Annotated in this window: 17 protein-coding genes; 8 read left to right on the top strand and 9 right to left on the bottom strand. The window is 43.6% G+C overall.

Translation table 11 applies throughout. The features are described from left to right. Positions 1–3: 3 nt before the first annotated feature. From bamB to rlmN, 7 genes are all read right to left on the bottom strand, one after another. On the bottom strand, positions 4–1,197 hold the full coding sequence (gene bamB, locus IEY48_RS04720) for an outer membrane protein assembly factor BamB (protein ID WP_188917785.1): 1,194 nt from the start codon (positions 1,195–1,197) through the stop codon (positions 4–6). A gap of 12 nt (positions 1,198–1,209) precedes the next feature. Further along, entirely contained in the window at positions 1,210–1,830 is a 621-nt protein-coding gene (locus IEY48_RS04715) for a tetratricopeptide repeat protein (protein WP_188917783.1), read from the bottom strand. A gap of 14 nt (positions 1,831–1,844) precedes the next feature. After that, complete coding sequence (hisS, locus tag IEY48_RS04710) at positions 1,845–3,119, bottom strand: histidine--tRNA ligase (protein ID WP_188917781.1); 1,275 nt, start codon at positions 3,117–3,119, stop codon at positions 1,845–1,847. Positions 3,120–3,211: 92 nt separating this feature from the next. Continuing rightward, complete coding sequence (ispG, locus tag IEY48_RS04705) at positions 3,212–4,327, bottom strand: flavodoxin-dependent (E)-4-hydroxy-3-methylbut-2-enyl-diphosphate synthase (RefSeq protein ID WP_188917779.1); 1,116 nt, start codon at positions 4,325–4,327, stop codon at positions 3,212–3,214. 34 nt (positions 4,328–4,361) lie between these two features. Then, positions 4,362–5,369: a RodZ domain-containing protein gene (locus IEY48_RS04700; protein WP_188917777.1), complete on the bottom strand. Its 1,008-nt coding sequence runs from the start codon at positions 5,367–5,369 to the stop codon at positions 4,362–4,364. Next, entirely contained in the window at positions 5,369–6,154 is a 786-nt protein-coding gene (pilW, locus tag IEY48_RS04695; RefSeq protein ID WP_188917775.1) for a type IV pilus biogenesis/stability protein PilW, read from the bottom strand. Before pilW ends, IEY48_RS04700 begins: the two co-directional genes overlap by 1 nt. Positions 6,155–6,185: 31 nt before the next feature. Beyond that, positions 6,186–7,307: a dual-specificity RNA methyltransferase RlmN gene (gene rlmN / locus IEY48_RS04690; protein WP_188917773.1), complete on the bottom strand. Its 1,122-nt coding sequence runs from the start codon at positions 7,305–7,307 to the stop codon at positions 6,186–6,188. 249 nt (positions 7,308–7,556) lie between these two features. Between rlmN and IEY48_RS04685 the strand changes: the two genes are divergently transcribed. The 4 genes from IEY48_RS04685 (at position 7,557) to IEY48_RS04670 (ending at position 11,662) form a co-directional block, all read left to right on the top strand. Next, positions 7,557–8,615 (top strand): CNNM domain-containing protein, encoded by a 1,059-nt coding sequence (locus IEY48_RS04685; protein WP_188917771.1) that lies wholly within the window; start codon positions 7,557–7,559, stop codon positions 8,613–8,615. 281 nt (positions 8,616–8,896) lie between these two features. After that, the gene (locus tag IEY48_RS04680; protein WP_188917769.1) at positions 8,897–10,651 is read left to right on the top strand and encodes a bifunctional metallophosphatase/5'-nucleotidase; all 1,755 of its coding nucleotides are present in this window, start codon (positions 8,897–8,899) and stop codon (positions 10,649–10,651) included. Between the two features lie 126 nt (positions 10,652–10,777). Continuing rightward, the gene (locus tag IEY48_RS04675; protein ID WP_188917767.1) at positions 10,778–11,080 is read left to right on the top strand and encodes an NrfJ; all 303 of its coding nucleotides are present in this window, start codon (positions 10,778–10,780) and stop codon (positions 11,078–11,080) included. Between the two features lie 57 nt (positions 11,081–11,137). Beyond that, entirely contained in the window at positions 11,138–11,662 is a 525-nt protein-coding gene (locus tag IEY48_RS04670) for a GNAT family N-acetyltransferase (RefSeq protein WP_188917765.1), read from the top strand. On the opposite strand, the gene IEY48_RS04665 is transcribed toward IEY48_RS04670, so the two are convergent. Continuing rightward, the gene (locus IEY48_RS04665; protein WP_188917763.1) at positions 11,659–11,871 is read right to left on the bottom strand and encodes a DUF3820 family protein; all 213 of its coding nucleotides are present in this window, start codon (positions 11,869–11,871) and stop codon (positions 11,659–11,661) included. The genes IEY48_RS04670 and IEY48_RS04665 overlap by 4 nt on opposite strands. A 423-nt stretch (positions 11,872–12,294) precedes the next feature. On the opposite strand from IEY48_RS04665, the gene IEY48_RS04660 reads away from it, so the two are divergent. The 4 genes from IEY48_RS04660 (at position 12,295) to IEY48_RS04645 (ending at position 15,062) form a co-directional block, all read left to right on the top strand. Next, on the top strand, positions 12,295–13,041 hold the full coding sequence (locus IEY48_RS04660; protein WP_188917761.1) for an AAA family ATPase: 747 nt from the start codon (positions 12,295–12,297) through the stop codon (positions 13,039–13,041). Next, on the top strand, positions 13,001–13,402 hold the full coding sequence (locus tag IEY48_RS04655) for a hypothetical protein (RefSeq protein WP_188917758.1): 402 nt from the start codon (positions 13,001–13,003) through the stop codon (positions 13,400–13,402). The genes IEY48_RS04660 and IEY48_RS04655 overlap by 41 nt, the downstream gene beginning before the upstream one ends. Before the next feature lie 177 nt (positions 13,403–13,579). After that, entirely contained in the window at positions 13,580–14,404 is an 825-nt protein-coding gene (locus IEY48_RS04650) for a M90 family metallopeptidase (protein WP_188917756.1), read from the top strand. Positions 14,405–14,456: 52 nt separating this feature from the next. After that, entirely contained in the window at positions 14,457–15,062 is a 606-nt protein-coding gene (locus IEY48_RS04645) for a nuclear transport factor 2 family protein (RefSeq protein WP_188917755.1), read from the top strand. Between the two features lie 66 nt (positions 15,063–15,128). Here the strand turns inward: IEY48_RS04645 and IEY48_RS04640 are convergent, their stop codons facing one another. After that, complete coding sequence (locus IEY48_RS04640) at positions 15,129–16,583, bottom strand: HDOD domain-containing protein (protein WP_188917983.1); 1,455 nt, start codon at positions 16,581–16,583, stop codon at positions 15,129–15,131. Between the last annotated feature and the right edge of the window lie 23 nt (positions 16,584–16,606).

The raw sequence follows: 16,606 nt of genomic DNA, 5'->3' as shown, positions 1-16,606 counted from the left end.
CATTTACTCTTCGCCTAAGACAACAATGGCAACTTTACCACTGCGACCTTGCACATAGATTTTGTCATCAACCACTAATGGCTGAGCATATAAACCATCACTGTCGACTTGAATACGGCCTACAACATCACCATTAGTACGGTCGATGAAGTGTAAGTAGCCTTCTAAATCGCCAACAACTAGATAATTATCGATAACAGCTGCGGCAGTAAGCTCACGGTTTTTAAGGGTTGAGTTACTCCATAGCTCTAAGCCGTTACGACGGTCAACTGAATAAATTCGGCTATGGTCATCAACAAGATATAAGCTTAAGCCCGCTTCTACTAGTTCATTAAAGCTCGAATATTTACGCGACCAAACAGTACGTCCGCTGCGTAATTCCATTGACACTAAGTTACCGTTGTAGCTGGCAACATATAAGTTTTCGCCCAGAATTAACGGGGTCATATCAACATCAGCCATACGGGTAAACTCATTACCGCCACTTGGGCTGTATACGGGTTGTTCCCAGGCGGCCTGGCCGTTATTTTTAACCACGACAGCCACTTTACCGTCGGCAGTACCAACAAAGAACCCACCGGCTTCATAGGCAGCAGAAGATGTGCCACGCAATGTTAAGTTAGGAAGCTGACTTTCGTAAGTCCATAGCTTTTCGCCAGTATCAATACTAAAAGCTTCAAACGCACCTTTAGCCGTGTTGACTGCAACAACGTCTTCAGCAACCGTTGGCGCTGAGAGTAACTCGCCGTTTGCTTGTGCTGACCAAACCACTTCACCAGTAGCCTCATCTAACGCAACCAATAAACCCGTTTCACCACCCACAAACACTTTTTTACGTGCTGCGGTCACGCCCGCTGCTAAGCGAATGCCTTTGGTTTTGGTTTTAAGCTCTTCTTCAAACGCGTCATTAAAGTCTGTCGACCATAATTTTTCGCCGGTTGTTTCATCAAATGCAACAACAACACCGCTGCGATCTGCAACGAATAACTTATCGTAACGAATCGTAGGACGAAGCTGCGAGTAATAATCACCTACGCCTTCGCCTACACTGGTGTCCCAACTGATTTCTGGAAACACGGTTGCTTGAATATCAACTAATTCACTCACAGGCTCTTCTTCAACATCACTCGAAGAACAAGCTGATAAAAAAGCAACACTTAGCCCAACGGCAAGTAGATTTCTACACCACGACTTCATCGGCTAAGTTCCTTATGCCTTGTTTAGATTGTCTAGTTTCATTGTCAGCGCAGGACTGGTTAAGGCTCCACCATTATCTACCGCTGCTTGATAAGCTAACTTGGCATTATCCAAATCACCTTGACGCACTAAAAAGTCGCCTTTTAATTCTTCACGTTGCGAGGCAAATGCTTCGTCTGTCACTTGCTCAAGTGTAGCTAATGCCACACCTAAGTTATTTTGTTCAGCTTGCACACGTGCTAAACGAATGGTGGCTACCATGTCTAAACCTGAACCAGGTTTTGCAGCAATCACTTTGGTTAATGCCGTTTCTGCTTTGGTTAAGTCACCTGCGTCAATGGCAGCCTTAGCGACCATTAATTCAAGCAATGCTTGATAACCCGCTTGGTCGTGCTCAGCAGTAAAGGTTTCTGCTTGAGTGATAAACGCAGCAGGATTAGTTGACTGCTCAGCAATGGCCTGAAAAGTCTCAGAAGCTTGTTCAGCTGATTCGACTTTCATGTCTGAATAGGTATTCCACCCATATAGACCACCAAGACCTACCACTGCCCCTACGGCAATTGAGGTACCATAATCTTTCCAGAACTGCTTGATAGCATCTACTTGTTGTTCTTCTGTGCTATAAATTTCCACTTACGCTTCCCCTCTTAAATCAGTTCTGCAATTTTAGTCACCAGTTCAGTACGGGCGACTAATTGTTGTTCGTTGTTATTTCGTAATGGCTTAATGGCAACTTGGTTATTTGCAACTTCATTTTCGCCAATAATTAACGCATATTGAGCACCGCTTTTGTCTGCGCGCTTCATTTGCTTTTTAAAGTTACCACCACCGCAATGAGACATGACTTTAAGCGTTGGTAACTGTTGACGCAACTCTGCGGCAACTTTAATCGCTTCAACTAAGCAATTGTCGCCCATCGCTGTGACGTATACATCAACTTCAGCGGCGATGTCACTAGTTAGCTCTAAGGTTTCAAGCAACAATACAATGCGCTCTAAGCCCATAGCAAAACCAACCGCTGGCGTATCTTTGCCGCCTAACTGGCCCACTAAGCCATCGTAACGGCCGCCAGCCAACACAGTACCTTGTGAGCCTAAACTCGTGGTTACCCATTCAAATACTGTGCGGTTATAGTAATCTAAACCACGTACTAAACGCGGATTGACGGTGTATTGGATGCCAACAGCGTCTAAGAGTTCACATAAAGTTGAAAAATGTGTTTTTGTGTCTTCACCCAAGTAGTCCATCAATGCGGGTGCATCGGCTAAAATAGCCTGTACTTGTGGGTCTTTACTGTCTAAAACGCGCAGAGGGTTTGAATACATGCGGCGCTGGCTGTCTTCGTCTAATTTATCTTTGTGTTGCTCTAAAAAGGCAATTAATGCATCACGATAAGCAGCACGCTCAGCAGGATCGCCAAGTGTGTTTAACTCAAGTGCGACATGGTCTTTAATGCCTAGTTGGTCCCACAAACGTGCAGATAACATTAACACTTCAGCGTCAATGTCAGCAGTGCCAATACCGTAAACTTCAACACCAAATTGGTGGAATTGACGATAACGGCCTTTTTGAGGGCGCTCATGGCGGAACATCGGCCCCATGTACCATAAGCGTTGTTCTTGGTTGTACAGTAAACCATGTTCATTACCGGCGCGCACTGTTGAAGCAGTGCCTTCTGGGCGTAGCGTTAAGCTGTCACCGTTACGGTCTTCAAAGGTGTACATTTCTTTTTCAACGATATCGGTCACTTCACCAATTGAACGTTTAAAAAGATCGGTACTTTCAACGATAGGAGTGCGGATTTCACTGTAACCAAATGCACTTACTGATGAGCGAAGCACCGCTTCGACTTTTTGCCAAATTGGGCTTTGAGTTGGCAGAATATCGTTCATTCCGCGAATTGCTTGGATTTGCTTTGCCACTGTTACTGGTCCAATTTAAAAATTAGCTTACACTAATAAAAAGTAAATTTACCCGCTCAATCTATGCTTCGCACAACGAGCAGGTTAGTGAATTAATCTGTTTTGTCGGCTATATCAATACGATTAGCCATCATCGCCGCTTTAGCGCGAATTTTGGCTTCTAGGGCATCAACAATACTGTTGTTGTCAAAACGCTCTTTTTGGCGTACGCCGTCATCGTAATAGCCACTTTTAGCGTGACCACCGGTTAAACCTATGTGCGACACTAATGCTTCGCCTGGGCCATTAACCACACAACCAATAATTGACACATCCATGGCCGTCGTTAAATCTTCTAAGCGGCGCTCAAGTTCATTCACTGTGTTAATCACATCAAATTCTTGACGAGAACAAGATGGGCAAGCAATGAAGTTAATGCCGCGACTGCGAATGCGTAATGACTTTAAAATGTCAAAACCGACTTTGATTTCTTCAACCGGGTCTGCAGCCAAAGAGATACGAATAGTGTCACCGATACCTTCGGCTAACAACATACCTAACCCAACGGCAGACTTAACCGAACCCGAGCGCATTCCGCCCGCTTCGGTAATGCCTAAATGTAAAGGTTGGCGAATTTGCTTGGCCAGTAATCGATAAGACTCAACCGCTAAAAACACATCAGACGCTTTAACACTGACCTTAAATTGATCAAAGTTAAGGCGGTCTAAAATATCCACGTGACGCATTGCAGATTCAAGTAATGCCTCAGGTGTTGGCTCGCGGTATTTGTCCATTAAATCTTTTTCAAGTGAGCCGCCATTGACCCCGATACGGATGGGAATGTTTTTGTCTCGGGCACACTCAACCACACTGCGGATACGCTCTTCGTTACCGATGTTACCTGGGTTGATGCGCAAGCAATCAACGCCGTATTCGGCCACTTTTAATGCAATACGGTAATCAAAATGAATGTCGGCAACTAATGGCACATCAACGGATTGTTTGATGATTTTAAACGCTTCAGCAGCGTCCATCGTCGGCACTGAAACGCGCACGATGTCGGCACCCACTTTTTCTAAGGCTTTAATTTGCGCCACAGTGGCTTCGACATCTGTGGTTTTTGTATTGGTCATCGACTGTACAGCAATCGGTGCACCGTCACCAATAGGCACTTTGCCCACGTAAATACGTGTGGAAGGTCTGCGAATAATTGGGGATTCGTTATACATGCAAATACGCTCTACTGCTTGTTGCTAAAGCACATTATGCTTTTGGCAGGGTTAATCTTGCGACTCGACCGTTAGCAAATTCAGCTAGGCTGACTTGGTCACCGTCAAGGCTGATACTGGCAACCTGTGGGGCGCCGAGTATCACTTTAAAAGGTTTAAGACCACGCACTTCAACTGACTTAGCGGCGGTTTTCACGCCATCGACCAATACTTTACCATTGGCATCAGTGACGTTAATCCAGCAATCACCACTTAACTCAATCGTAAGTAAGCCTTCAGTGCCAGAAACACTTAACGCGGTACTATCAAGATTAACGATTGATTCAGTGCTAGCTTGATTTAAGGTACTGTTAGCTGCAGGTGTCAACGTACTGGCAGGCATTGTCGTGATGGATGCATTCGGTTGTTCAAGGCTGCTAGTTGCAGCATCGATTTCGGCACTGGCAGCTACACTTGCTTGCTCGGCATTGGCATCAACAGCGGTGCCGTCATCTATCGTAGCTTGTGTATCACCGGCTTGTTCTGCCGGCGTTATTTGTTGCGGCTCAGGCATGCTGGCCTCTGCGGCAATTTCTTCAACCGTTGGCATCGACACGTCAACATTGGTTAATAATGATGACTTTTGCACCCACCAAAGTACAAACATGGCAATTAACACAGCCAAAATAAGGTAAGTGACTAAATTAAGGCGACTGTTACGAGCCTGATGAGTGGTTTTACGTGAAAAGCTTTGCATTGCCGGAGGGACAATTTCAGGCAACTGATGGCTTAAACATAATTGAATGTCATTCAAATCCGCATTAATGAAACGCGCATAGTTTCGGATATAACCCCGAACGTAAGTTGTGGAGGCAATATTATCAAAAATGTCTTGTTCGATATCGCTGATTATTTTTGGGCGTAAATGTAATTGCGTTGCCACCGTCTCAATAGACAGCCCTTTGGCTTCGCGAGCCGCTTTTAAAATAGCACCCGCGGTAACAACGTCATTCAACAACGCGGCCTTTTCAGCGTCTTGTTCTACTTCGAATTCTTTAGTCATTAATTCAAGTTAGCTCTATAATTTTTGGCTTGTGGAGATGCAGGAAACTTCGCAATTAATAAAATGCCAAATCGTTTTACGGCTTCTAAGTCATTCGCCGCCCGCTCAATCTTGATCCCTAAGGCTAAACTTTCTGCTGATTCACTAACAACTCGATGGTATCTTGCGAGTTGTTCGCGCGCATCGCCGTAGTCAGCTTCTTCCATGGCTAACTCGGTTAACTCTAATAAGGTTACTTGTCTTCTTGGATCATACTTTAACGCCATATTAAAATACTGTCGCGCTTTTTCTTTATTACCTGCTTTGCGACTACACACACCTAAATTTTCGTAACTTGATGCTGTGCGGGTGTATTTGGGTGTATTAATGGCCTCAAGAAACATGTTTTCTGACTCAGCAAATTTACCTTGCTGACATAAAAACACCCCAAAATTGTTACGCGCATCGCCGGTCGCATCGCTAAGGCTAATGGCCCGCTTATAAGATTCTTCGGTACGAACGACATCGTCAACCGTTTGGTAATAATACGCCATCGCCACGTGCACTTCACTTAAGTTTGGCGCATGCTCAACCGCTTTATTTAAATTGTATTTTGCTTGCTCGCTGTTACCTCGGCTTAAATATGTCAATCCAAGTTGCATGCGCTCGCGGGCCGCACTCACTTTATCAAATTTACGCTCAGCCACCGGAGTATCAGTACCACTATAGGTGCGTTCGGTTACACAACCGGTAACCGACAGCGCCATTAAGGTCATCACAAAAATTTTTTGCATTCCATGCTTCATTTATAAGCCTATTATCTATGCAAACAACAAGTTAATCCATTGTGACTGAAATCTGGTTTTGTTGCATTTGTTTTTTTGCTAAACGCTTTGTTCTATCACGAATATCACCCGCTAATTGACCACAAGCAGCATCAATGTCGTCACCACGGGTTTTACGTACAATGACGGTTAAGCCATATTCCATCAAGACTTTAGAGAAGCGGTCAATACGTGAATTCGACGAGCGACCGTAAGGTGAGCCTGGGTATGGATTAAATGGAATTAAATTAATTTTACAAGGCGTATCTTTCATTAACTTAGCTAATTCATGCGCTTGGTCTGTGCTGTCGTTGATGTGGTCTAACATCACATACTCAACGGTGACACGGCCACGGTTAGCGTTAGATTTCTCTAAGTAACGACGAATACCCGCTAAAAACTCTTGGAGCGGATATTTTTTGTTAACAGGTACAAGCACATCACGTAGCTCATCATTAGGCGCGTGGATACTCACGGCTAATGCTACATCAATCGCATCACCGAGCTTATCAAGCGCAGGGACAACACCAGAAGTCGACAAGGTGACGCGGCGTTTTGACAAGCTAAAACCAAAATCGTCTAGCATAATGTCCATTGCAGGGATCACATTGGCTAAATTCAGTAAAGGCTCACCCATACCCATCATTACAACGTTAGAAATTGGACGGTCGCCGGTGTCTTTATGAAAACCTAAAAATTGCGATACACGCCAAACCTGGCCGACAATCTCAGACACGCTTAAGTTACGGTTAAAGCCCTGTTGAGCTGTTGAGCAGAAGGTACATTCTAATGCGCAGCCAACTTGCGATGACACACATAAGGTCGCGCGGTCGTCTTCAGGAATATAAACGGTTTCAACTTCTTGGCCTTGGCCAACGTTAATAGCAAATTTAATGGTGCCATCATTTGATTTTTGGAAGTTTGAAATTTCTGGCGCAACAATTTCACATCTTGCCGCAAGCTTTGCTCGCAACGCTTTGTTAATGTTGTTCATTTCTTCGAAGTCACTAACACCAAAGTGATAAATCCACTTCATTAATTGATCGGCACGAAACGGCTTTTCGCCCATTTCGCTGAACAACGCACGCAGTCCTTTACGATCAAGATCTAATAAATTGATTTTTTTTACACTCATTTGCCTAACCTCAAAACGCCAAAACCTGTAACAGGGCGGCAAATTATACAGGTAGCATTACCTTTTAGCCAGTATATCTACATTAAGCTTGCGTTAACTACAAACTCAGCCAGTTATCCTCATTTGAGTCACCTTAACCTCGTTGATTTTCAACCATTCTGATTGAAATTCAGCTTGAATTAACCTAGATGAGTGTAATATTACACTTGGCTATGTGGCCTGCCATGAGGAAGTCTTAACTTTCAACCTATGATAACCCTTCTGTTTATCGTGTTTTTCGCTATATTTATCTCGTTTTTATGCAGTATTTTTGAAGCCGTATTACTGTCGGTTACCCCAAGTTATATTGCTAACCTTAAAGAACACCACCCTCACGCTGCTGCAAGGTTGCATCAACAAAAGCAAAATATCGACTCGCCGCTCGTGTCTATTCTCACCTTAAACACCATTTCTCACACTATGGGTGCATCGGTAGCAGGCGCCCAGGCGGCAATTATTTTTGGCAGTGAGCTACTTGGGGTGTTTTCTGCGGTTCTGACATTTTTAATTTTATTTTTTTCTGAAATTATCCCTAAGATTATTGGTGCCAATCATTGGCGTAAACTCGCACCCGTGGTGTCACTTTGTTTATTTTGGATGGAAAAGCTTGCCCTGCCGTTGATTTGGTTATCACAGAAAATAACCAGGTTATTAGGTAAAAATGATAACCATCATTATATTCGCCAAGAACTCAGTGCCATGAACCAAATGGCCAAAGACAGTGGTGAGTTTAGCGAACAAGAATCGCAAATTTTAACCCAAATGTTGGCGATGAAAGACATGGCGGTCAGCGACATCATGACCCCAAGAACAGTGATGTTTAAATTGCCAACAAGCGTAACTAACGAGCAATTTATGCGTCAGCATCTAAGTAGTCCGTTTACACGTATTCCGGTCTACCAAGATGAACGCGATAACCTGATTGGCTATGTTAATCGTAATGACATTATTTTACGTGCAAGCCAAAAGCCCAACCAAGCCATTGGCGACTATGTCAAAAGCTTATTGGTGGTGCAATCGTCAGTGAGCGTGCTGCCATTATTTCAAACCATGATAAAACGTAATAGTAAAATGGTATTAGTGGTTGACGAATATGGTGAAAGTGAAGGTATCGTCACCATTGAAGACATAATCGAAACCTTGATTGGCTTAGAAATTGTTGACTCAAAAGACATCGCCCCAGACATGCAGGCATTGGCGCGTAAACTATGGCAGCGCCGAATTAAACACAAAGGGTTAGTCATTTATGGTGACACAGAAGCTAGCTAATCGATAATAACAGAGCACAATGCAGTGCATTTAACATAGAAATGGCGGCTAATGCTTTTATGGATCGATTAGGTACAGATTAACAAGGTGCCGTATAGACTGATCTTCAGCCGATAAATGGCCGTATTGTTAGGCCGTTATTGGCGGATAACACGATAAATTTGCCGCTCTTTGTATGCACAAAAATCAGCACATACTAATATTTTATTGTTTTCAAATGACTGCGGATGACAGCATTACGCCAGATACGTTAAGATGATGCCATTACACAGAGGGAACTAATGCAAAATTCTTATCGCTTATCCATTGCACATATCAACGACACACATTCAAATTTTGAACCAAGTCCAGTCCAATTTAGTTTAACCACCGAGCAGCAATCTTATAAGCTGGTAACCAACTCAGGTGGCTATGCACGCTTAGGGTTTCAAATTGACCAGGCAAGGCAGCAAGCAGTCCAGCAGCAAACCCCATTTTTGTTTTTGCACGGTGGCGACAGTTTTCAAGGCACGTTATATTTTCGTGAGTTTCAAGGCGCAGCCAACGCCCATTTACTTAACTTGTTAAAACCTGACGCCATGGTGTTAGGCAATCATGAAATTGATGCAGGAAATAGCCCTGTACAAGCCTTTTTAAACCGCATCGACTTTCCTGTGCTTGCAGGTAACATGGACTTAAGCCACGAAGATAGATTAAAAGTCGGCAGATTGTACGGCCATCCAATGCTGTACGATTTTGATGACAGCAGCGAAACAGCCAAGGTCTTAATTAAGCCTTTTCATGATACAAAAATGGCGATTATTGGTATCACCTTAGATCAAATGCGCTTGATTGCTAGACCCGACCCTGACACCGACTTTGTCAATGCCATTGATACCACACGTGCCACCATTGCACGCCTGCATCATCAAGGTATTAAACACATCATAGTGTTAAGCCATTTAGGATTAGACCAAGACCGAGAACTCGCCCAGCAAGTGGATGGCATTAGCCTGATTGTGGGCGGCCACTCTCATACGCTGCAAGGGCAAATGAGTAACATCGGCTTAAGCAATATTCCTTATGCAGAAACCATTAACTCAACACCTATTTTGCATGCAGGTAAATATGCCGAAACCTTAGGCTTGGCCGAAATAATTTTCGACAATCAGGGTTGTGTCACTGAGCTTATCGGCAACAATTATTTTATGATTGATAGCCAAATTCATGTCAGCGACGCGCAAGGACAAACAGCGTCACCCGCAGTCACGCAGTCGTTAATCGCGCAATTACTTGCCCACCCAAGCATTAAAGATGATCAACACGATGATGGCATTCATCAGGTGATCCACAGCCAATATCGCCCGGCATTAGATGCATTAGAAAACCAAATATTAGCCCATATTCCGCGTGACTTTGTCCATACCCGTTTACCGAGTAAACATTTACCCCACGGCAGTGAAATTGCCCCTTGGGTGAGCCGCAGTATGTATAAAGCAGCCAAAAATATTGAACCCGATATTGATTTTGCATTGCACAATGCTGGCGGTGTTAGGCAATCGCTTAATAAAGGGCAATTGTCACTGGCCGATGTGGTTGGGCGTATTTTACCGTTTGAGTTGCCATTAACCTTGTATCAAATTATGGGCAAATACGTGATTGAGGCGTTAGAGTCGTCGATTAACCGTGCCACAAATAATGGCATTGTGGGTACAGGGGCTGGCAGTTTCCCCTACCCTTATGGACTGCGTTATTTTTACGATGGCAAACAAATTAAAGGCCAACGTATTACGCAAATTGAAATTTACAAGCAAGACCAATGGCAAGCGCTTGAGCCAGACAAACTGTACATTGGTGTGTCGAGCTCCTATACCGCCGCGGGGAAAGAAGGATACGACGCCTTATTGCACGCCCATTGGCAACAAGCGATGACCAGCCAAACCTTACCAGAGGCCTTTATCGACTTTGTCAGCTTGCACGGGCATTTGATTGAAGATCAGTTATTTACCAATGTGCATTACATTAGCCACCGAGAAGATAAATCAAAACATGAATAACAAGCGGCTCATTTAGCGTTAACTGTAATACTGTCACGATAATTTGGGTTTGATCACAGACCACGAGTCGCTTAAATGATTAAATGCTGAAGTATCTTCTTCTAAATCGTATGACAGGAAACCAATATGAAAGCTAAATTAATCGCATTTGCTGCCGCCGCTACCCTAGCGTTAGGGATCTCTTCTGTTTGGGCACAAGGCGCATTACATCAAGGCGAAGTGCTCGACACAATGAATGGCGGTGGTTACACCTACGTTCAAATTAAAGAAGCAGACAAAACCTATTGGGCTGCGGGACCGCAAACCCAAGTCAACAAAGGCGATACTGTAGAAGTGTCTGAGCAAATGTGGATGACCGATTTTGCTAGCTCAAGCCTAAATAGAACGTTCGATAAAATTATGTTTGTTGGCAATATCAACAAAAAATAGTTCGTTTTACGCTTAAAAAACACCATAATTGACCAATCTTTAGGATTGGTCTTTTTTATGCAACATTCACACTCATCGCCTTACCATATTATTGATTTTAGCCCACTGTACGCACAACAAGTGAGCGAGTTATACCATAGGGCGATACAACATATTCGCCATCCAAGATACCCGCAAGCCAAACTCGATGCCTGGTCATCGTCACCGCGCTCAAACAAATTTTGGCAATTAAAATACCAACGAAACCGCGCTTGGTTAGCATTAGACTCAGCGCAACAAGTGATTGGATTTATTAGTGTCGAAACTCACTTTAAGCAGCAAGGTTACATTGACTGTTTGTATGTTGCGCCGGCTTGGCAACATCAAGGCATCGCACGAGCGCTTTATCTGCAATTACAAGCCTGGGCACAACAGCAGCGTTACCCGGTACTGAGTGTCGACGCCTCATATTTGTCTAAAGGTTTGTTTGAGCAACATGGTTTTGTGTTAAAACAGGTCAGTTATCAACACAAACTCGGGCAAACTTTTAATGGATTTTATATGCAAAAAGCATTAATGAATGCTCTTGTTACAGGCCATTAGCGTTTTAATAATGGCTGCAGCATCTCTTCTAAACCATTGAGTTTAACTTCGTACATTAGGGCCAATTGCTCGCCCAATTTACCTTCAGGAAAGCCTTTAGAGTGAAACCACACTAAATATGGCTCAGGCAATTGCAACAACTTGCGCCCCGCATATTTACCAAATGGCATTGTTTGATTAATCGCTTCTACTAGTTGTTGCTCGTTCATCACGTGACCCTTTTACTTTTTATTTAACGATCTTAACACGGGCCATGTAAGCTTTTGCCCCACTTTACCGCCACATCAATTATATTAATTAGTTATACAAAACAAAATAAATTACACAATTAGATATATAAAGTGGATTTATCACCTTGCTGCAACCAATGACACCACACAACTCAACACGGCAACAGGTCAAAAAAGGCCTGTAAGTGATTATCAAATTTAACTTTTCAGTAACATTGACGCTTAACAAGCATCAGTGTCAACTTTTTGCCATTCTAATAAAATTCGTCAATAAAATTTCGTCATGTCATTTATAAAAAAACGTCAAAAATCAGCTAATTGACGAAACGTAACAGAACTCTTACAGTTAAGTTATGTATTACTTTTGGCAGTGTATTCGGCCTGATAAAGAGGACGGTTTCGATGATCATATTAGTCGGCGGAGAAAAAGGCGGTAGCGGTAAAAGCTGTCTTGCACAAAACATTGCGGTGTTTCTCACCCGTGAGGCACAAGCCAGCGTGATTATGGTGGACTGCGATCCACAACGGACCACATCAGACTGGATCCAAGCGCGTAATAATAATCCAGACTTGCCGGCCATCAACTGTGTGCAATTATACGGCAAAATCCGTAACGACCTGCTGAGCTTAGAGCAGCATTATGACTATGTCATTGTCGATTGCGGCGGCCAGGATAACCTCGCATTACGGGCGTCAATGTCAGTGGCATCCCACGTACTCATGCCATTAAGACCTAAACGTCGTGACTTAAAAACCGTCAGCCATATGGACGATATTGTCGCAACCTGTTTAATGATAAACCCTAAAATGAAGCCATCGTTTGTGATTACCCAATGCCCAAGCTTACCCAACCAAGCAAGTCGCATTACCGAAGCAAAAGATGTGTGCCGTACTTACGACATTAATGTACTTGAAGCCGTAAACTATAGCCGTAACATCTATGACGACAGCGAAGAGTCTGGTTTATCAGTATTTGAGTTAGAACCCAAAGGAAAAGCCACTGAAGAAATGCGCAGTATTGCGTGTGAGTTACTCGAAATTACCGATGCAAAACAGCTTATAGACCAACGCAATAATGCATCTAACGTAACGACATTGAGAGGAAATTATGGGACTAGCCGATCTCAAGAAAAACGCTTCGTTATGTAAAAACGAGCGCCCGATTGCAGTGTCGGTTGATGACTTTATTGCCGCAGCCGATTTATATGCCGCAGGCGTTGAGACTCACTCAGGCTTATCCCCCAAAGCCCTGACAGAGTCTTCCAACGTGGTTGATTTTTTACAACGTAAATATCAACAACCGCAAACGACCACGCAAACAACTCAGGCCATAAAAAAGCCATACAAGCGATGTACATACACCTTAAGCGAGGCAGCAATAGAGCAATTAACCCTATTGAGCCAAAAAGGACAAGTGGCTAAATCAAAACTGATTAGGCAGCTCATTGCTCATTATTTTTCATTAACGCCCGAACAACAAAAACGTATAGACGCAAATTTTCACGACTAAGCAAAACTTAACAACACTCAGCATAAACCGAGTTCACCATCTCTCCCCACCCTTTGCTGGCAGCAAATTGACCATCGTTATTTGTATGCCAGTATTTTTTATCTTTATGTTTCTAGCTTGAATTTCACCTAAGCCTCCCCCATAAATAGTTTATGAGAGAATTCATTTGGAAAATCAATGCTAGCGATTGTAATTGTGATAACCGTGTCAATATTAGCAATCGCATGGATTGGCAGTAGCCGCTGGCGTAAACAGCGTCAACGCAAACGCATTACCTCAAAGCCCTTCCCACATGCATGGCGCGCCATACTGAAAGCTCGATTTCCGTACTTTAAAGCCATGCCAACTGATCTACAGCTGCAATTAAAAAAACACATACAGATTTTTATTGAAGAAAAACAATTTGTTGGTTGTAATGGTTTTATCATTAATGATGAAGTCAAAGTCACTATTGCCGCGCAAGCCTGCTTACTTTTACTTAACCGCCAAACCGATTACTACCCTAAATTAACCCAGATTTTAGTGTATCCGGCCGCCTTTATTGTTGAGAACAACCGCACTGACATGGCAGGCGTACAATCAAAGCAGCGCAATGTGTTATTGGGCGAGTCTTGGGGGCATGGCAAAGTCGTCTTGTCGTGGAATAGCACGCTACAAGGCGCAGCAGACCCGTTTGATGGCAACAATGTTGTGATCCATGAGTTTGCCCACCAGCTCGACCAAGAAGATGGCAGCGCGAATGGTGCACCACCACTGAATGACATTACGGCTTATCGTTCTTGGTCACAAACGCTAGGCGAAGAATTTAAACAACTTCAGCATTGCGCAGCGCACCATATACCGTCATTATTTAACTATTATGGTGCGACCAATCCGGCAGAGTTTTTTGCCGTAATCAGCGAAACCTTTTTTGAACGCCCTGTGGAGTTTTATCAACAACACCAACAACTATACCAAGAGTTAAGTCAGTTTTATCATCTAGACCCAATCCATTGGCATTAACGGTAACCCCTATTGGTCAACGCGAAATGCAATTATTAACGTAAGGGATATTATGCAATCTATTATTCACCGACTTGGCGTTATTGCCATGTTAGTTACCACAGCCGCAGCCTTCGATGTACATGCAAATCAAGCTGACGAGTTAAGTGCAGAACAAGCGCAAACAGACAACAAAAACCAATCTATTAGCCAACAAGTGAGCTCAGAAAGCCCTGCCGTCATTAAAGATCTCAACACCACTACTGACATGGTCGACAGCCAGGGCTTATCTGCACAGGACAACCAGGCGGTGAGTGCGCTGCTTAACAAACTGCATGAAAGCGCCGCAAGCGCTGACTGGACAACCTATTTCAGTTTATATCATCCGCAAGCGGTGTTTATCGGCACCGACAATACTGAACGTTGGAACATGGTTGAGTTTAAGCAATATGCACAACCGACAAAAGGCTGGCGTTACGAGCTTCAATCGCGCCATTTATTGCAAATAGACGACACCATTTTATTTGATGAGCACTTGTTTAGCCCAGCCTATGGTGCAAGTCGTGGCACAGGTGCATTAGTTCACACAGAGCAAGGCTGGAAAATAGCGCAATATCATTTAAGTTTTCCTATCCCTAATGACAAAGCTAAACGCATTACCAGCTTAATAATGCAGTAGTGTTGCAATGACAAAAAAGAGATGGCCCGTGGGCCATCTCTTTTTTTATGCTTCCACGCTTTAGGGTTAACTCATCGAAACAGCAAAGCACACATTGGCTAACTGACAAAAATGGGTAAAACTGTCGTTATCTAGCTGCTCAAAATGCCGATGAGTGCTGTGCCTATCAGCATAAAACAAACCTAACACTTTATTACCGATAGCCAGCGGAGCAATTAAAAAGCCATATTTTGACAGTTTCTCAACCAGTACATCATCCATTTGAACAGTACAGTCTTTCGATGAAGGATCATTAACCCAAATACTGCGCTTTTGCTCAATACATTGGCTAAACACAGACTTTTTATCATTAAGGTCAATAACAAAAGTCTGTTTTAGCTGGTCAACATCATCTCCCATCATCACCCTAGGTTGCAGTAGTTTACGGCTCGGCGACAATAACAACACACCGCAACGATCAACCCCCACTCCGGTTAAAATGCCTTCTAATGCAGTTTGCATAATTTGATTAAAATCGGTTTTAACCACAGCATATTGTGTTAACTGACGTAACTTGGCGAGCTGATACCCCTGGTCAACTTGACGGCTCACCGTTTCGATAACTGGCGTTTCAATATTGCTAGCTACTGTCGATGGTTCAGGCAAATACGCCACAATGGCTTTAGCACCATACTCAATGGCAAGCTTATGAGTGACCTGATTACATTGAATCACCCGTTGAGTCATTTCATCAATATCGATGTCGAGCATTTCAGCCGCTTGGCCTAAGCGCTTTTGTAATTCAACTGGATCCGCGTTAGGTAACGACAATATTTCTGACAGCTTATCCGCTAAAAAAATACAATGTATCTCAGGCATGCGCTCATCAGGTTGTGCTAACGACTTTTGCAGTACCTCGCCTAAGCCCCAGCTCCTGGCAATACCCTGAGTGAGTTGTAAAAATGACGCGCCAAGCTCCGCTCTAATAAGGGCATTTTGTTCCCCTTTATCGTCTATAGTGACAAGTTTTCGATGCAGTTGAGCTGGGATTTCACCGCCCATGCTCCAAAACGCGCTTTCACCAATGCGGTACAATAATGATGCTATAAACACTTCTTCACGCAGTGACTCTCCGCGATCGCTCATCATCATGCGCGCCAACATTGCGGCTTGAAAAGACTGTGCCATCAGCTTTAATAAACGGGTGTATACACCTTCAGATAAGTGCTTATTTTCTAACAGGCTGGTTAATAGCTTTGCGGTGATACAAATATTACGGATAGTGTCAAAACCCAGCACAACCGCTGCGCGGCTAACCGTAGAAACCTGGTTAATGCCTTTATTGTATATGGCACTGTTGGCTACACGTAAAATACGCGAGGTTAACGCATTATCATGCATCACGCTGCGCCCCAGTAAAGCTAACGAAGACACATCATCTTTAGCCAGCTTTTCTAAGTCTCGTACGGTGGAGCATAATGCCGGCATTTCTTGGTCACTGATACGCTTAGTCCAGTAATCGGCACCTTTTTGTTGGGTCATCGACTTCAAAAACAATTAACCTA

Origin of the sequence: Shewanella saliphila, assembly GCF_014648295.1 — a bacterium.
Taxonomy (GTDB): domain Bacteria; phylum Pseudomonadota; class Gammaproteobacteria; order Enterobacterales; family Shewanellaceae; genus Shewanella; species Shewanella saliphila.
The sequence above is the reverse complement of the archived record's forward strand: the minus strand, read 5'-3'. Positions and strand labels throughout refer to the sequence as shown.

Bases quoted from the DNA above. Each gene is read 5' to 3' on its own strand.
- IEY48_RS04685 (WP_188917771.1), top strand. From the start codon at position 7,557: ATGATAACCCTTCTGTTTATCGTGTTTTTCGCTATATTTATCTCGTTT.
- IEY48_RS04640 (WP_188917983.1), bottom strand. From the start codon at position 16,583: ATGACCCAACAAAAAGGTGCCGATTACTGGACTAAGCGTATCAGTGAC.
- IEY48_RS04645 (WP_188917755.1), top strand. From the start codon at position 14,457: ATGCAATCTATTATTCACCGACTTGGCGTTATTGCCATGTTAGTTACC.
- IEY48_RS04700 (WP_188917777.1), bottom strand. From the start codon at position 5,369: ATGACTAAAGAATTCGAAGTAGAACAAGACGCTGAAAAGGCCGCGTTG.
- IEY48_RS04675 (WP_188917767.1), top strand. From the start codon at position 10,778: ATGAAAGCTAAATTAATCGCATTTGCTGCCGCCGCTACCCTAGCGTTA.
- pilW (WP_188917775.1), bottom strand. From the start codon at position 6,154: ATGAAGCATGGAATGCAAAAAATTTTTGTGATGACCTTAATGGCGCTG.
- IEY48_RS04680 (WP_188917769.1), top strand. From the start codon at position 8,897: ATGCAAAATTCTTATCGCTTATCCATTGCACATATCAACGACACACAT.
- IEY48_RS04660 (WP_188917761.1), top strand. From the start codon at position 12,295: ATGATCATATTAGTCGGCGGAGAAAAAGGCGGTAGCGGTAAAAGCTGT.
- IEY48_RS04655 (WP_188917758.1), top strand. From the start codon at position 13,001: ATGGGACTAGCCGATCTCAAGAAAAACGCTTCGTTATGTAAAAACGAG.
- rlmN (WP_188917773.1), bottom strand. From the start codon at position 7,307: ATGAGTGTAAAAAAAATCAATTTATTAGATCTTGATCGTAAAGGACTG.
- IEY48_RS04665 (WP_188917763.1), bottom strand. From the start codon at position 11,871: ATGAACGAGCAACAACTAGTAGAAGCGATTAATCAAACAATGCCATTT.
- IEY48_RS04670 (WP_188917765.1), top strand. From the start codon at position 11,138: ATGCAACATTCACACTCATCGCCTTACCATATTATTGATTTTAGCCCA.
- IEY48_RS04650 (WP_188917756.1), top strand. From the start codon at position 13,580: ATGCTAGCGATTGTAATTGTGATAACCGTGTCAATATTAGCAATCGCA.
- ispG (WP_188917779.1), bottom strand. From the start codon at position 4,327: ATGTATAACGAATCCCCAATTATTCGCAGACCTTCCACACGTATTTAC.
- bamB (WP_188917785.1), bottom strand. From the start codon at position 1,197: ATGAAGTCGTGGTGTAGAAATCTACTTGCCGTTGGGCTAAGTGTTGCT.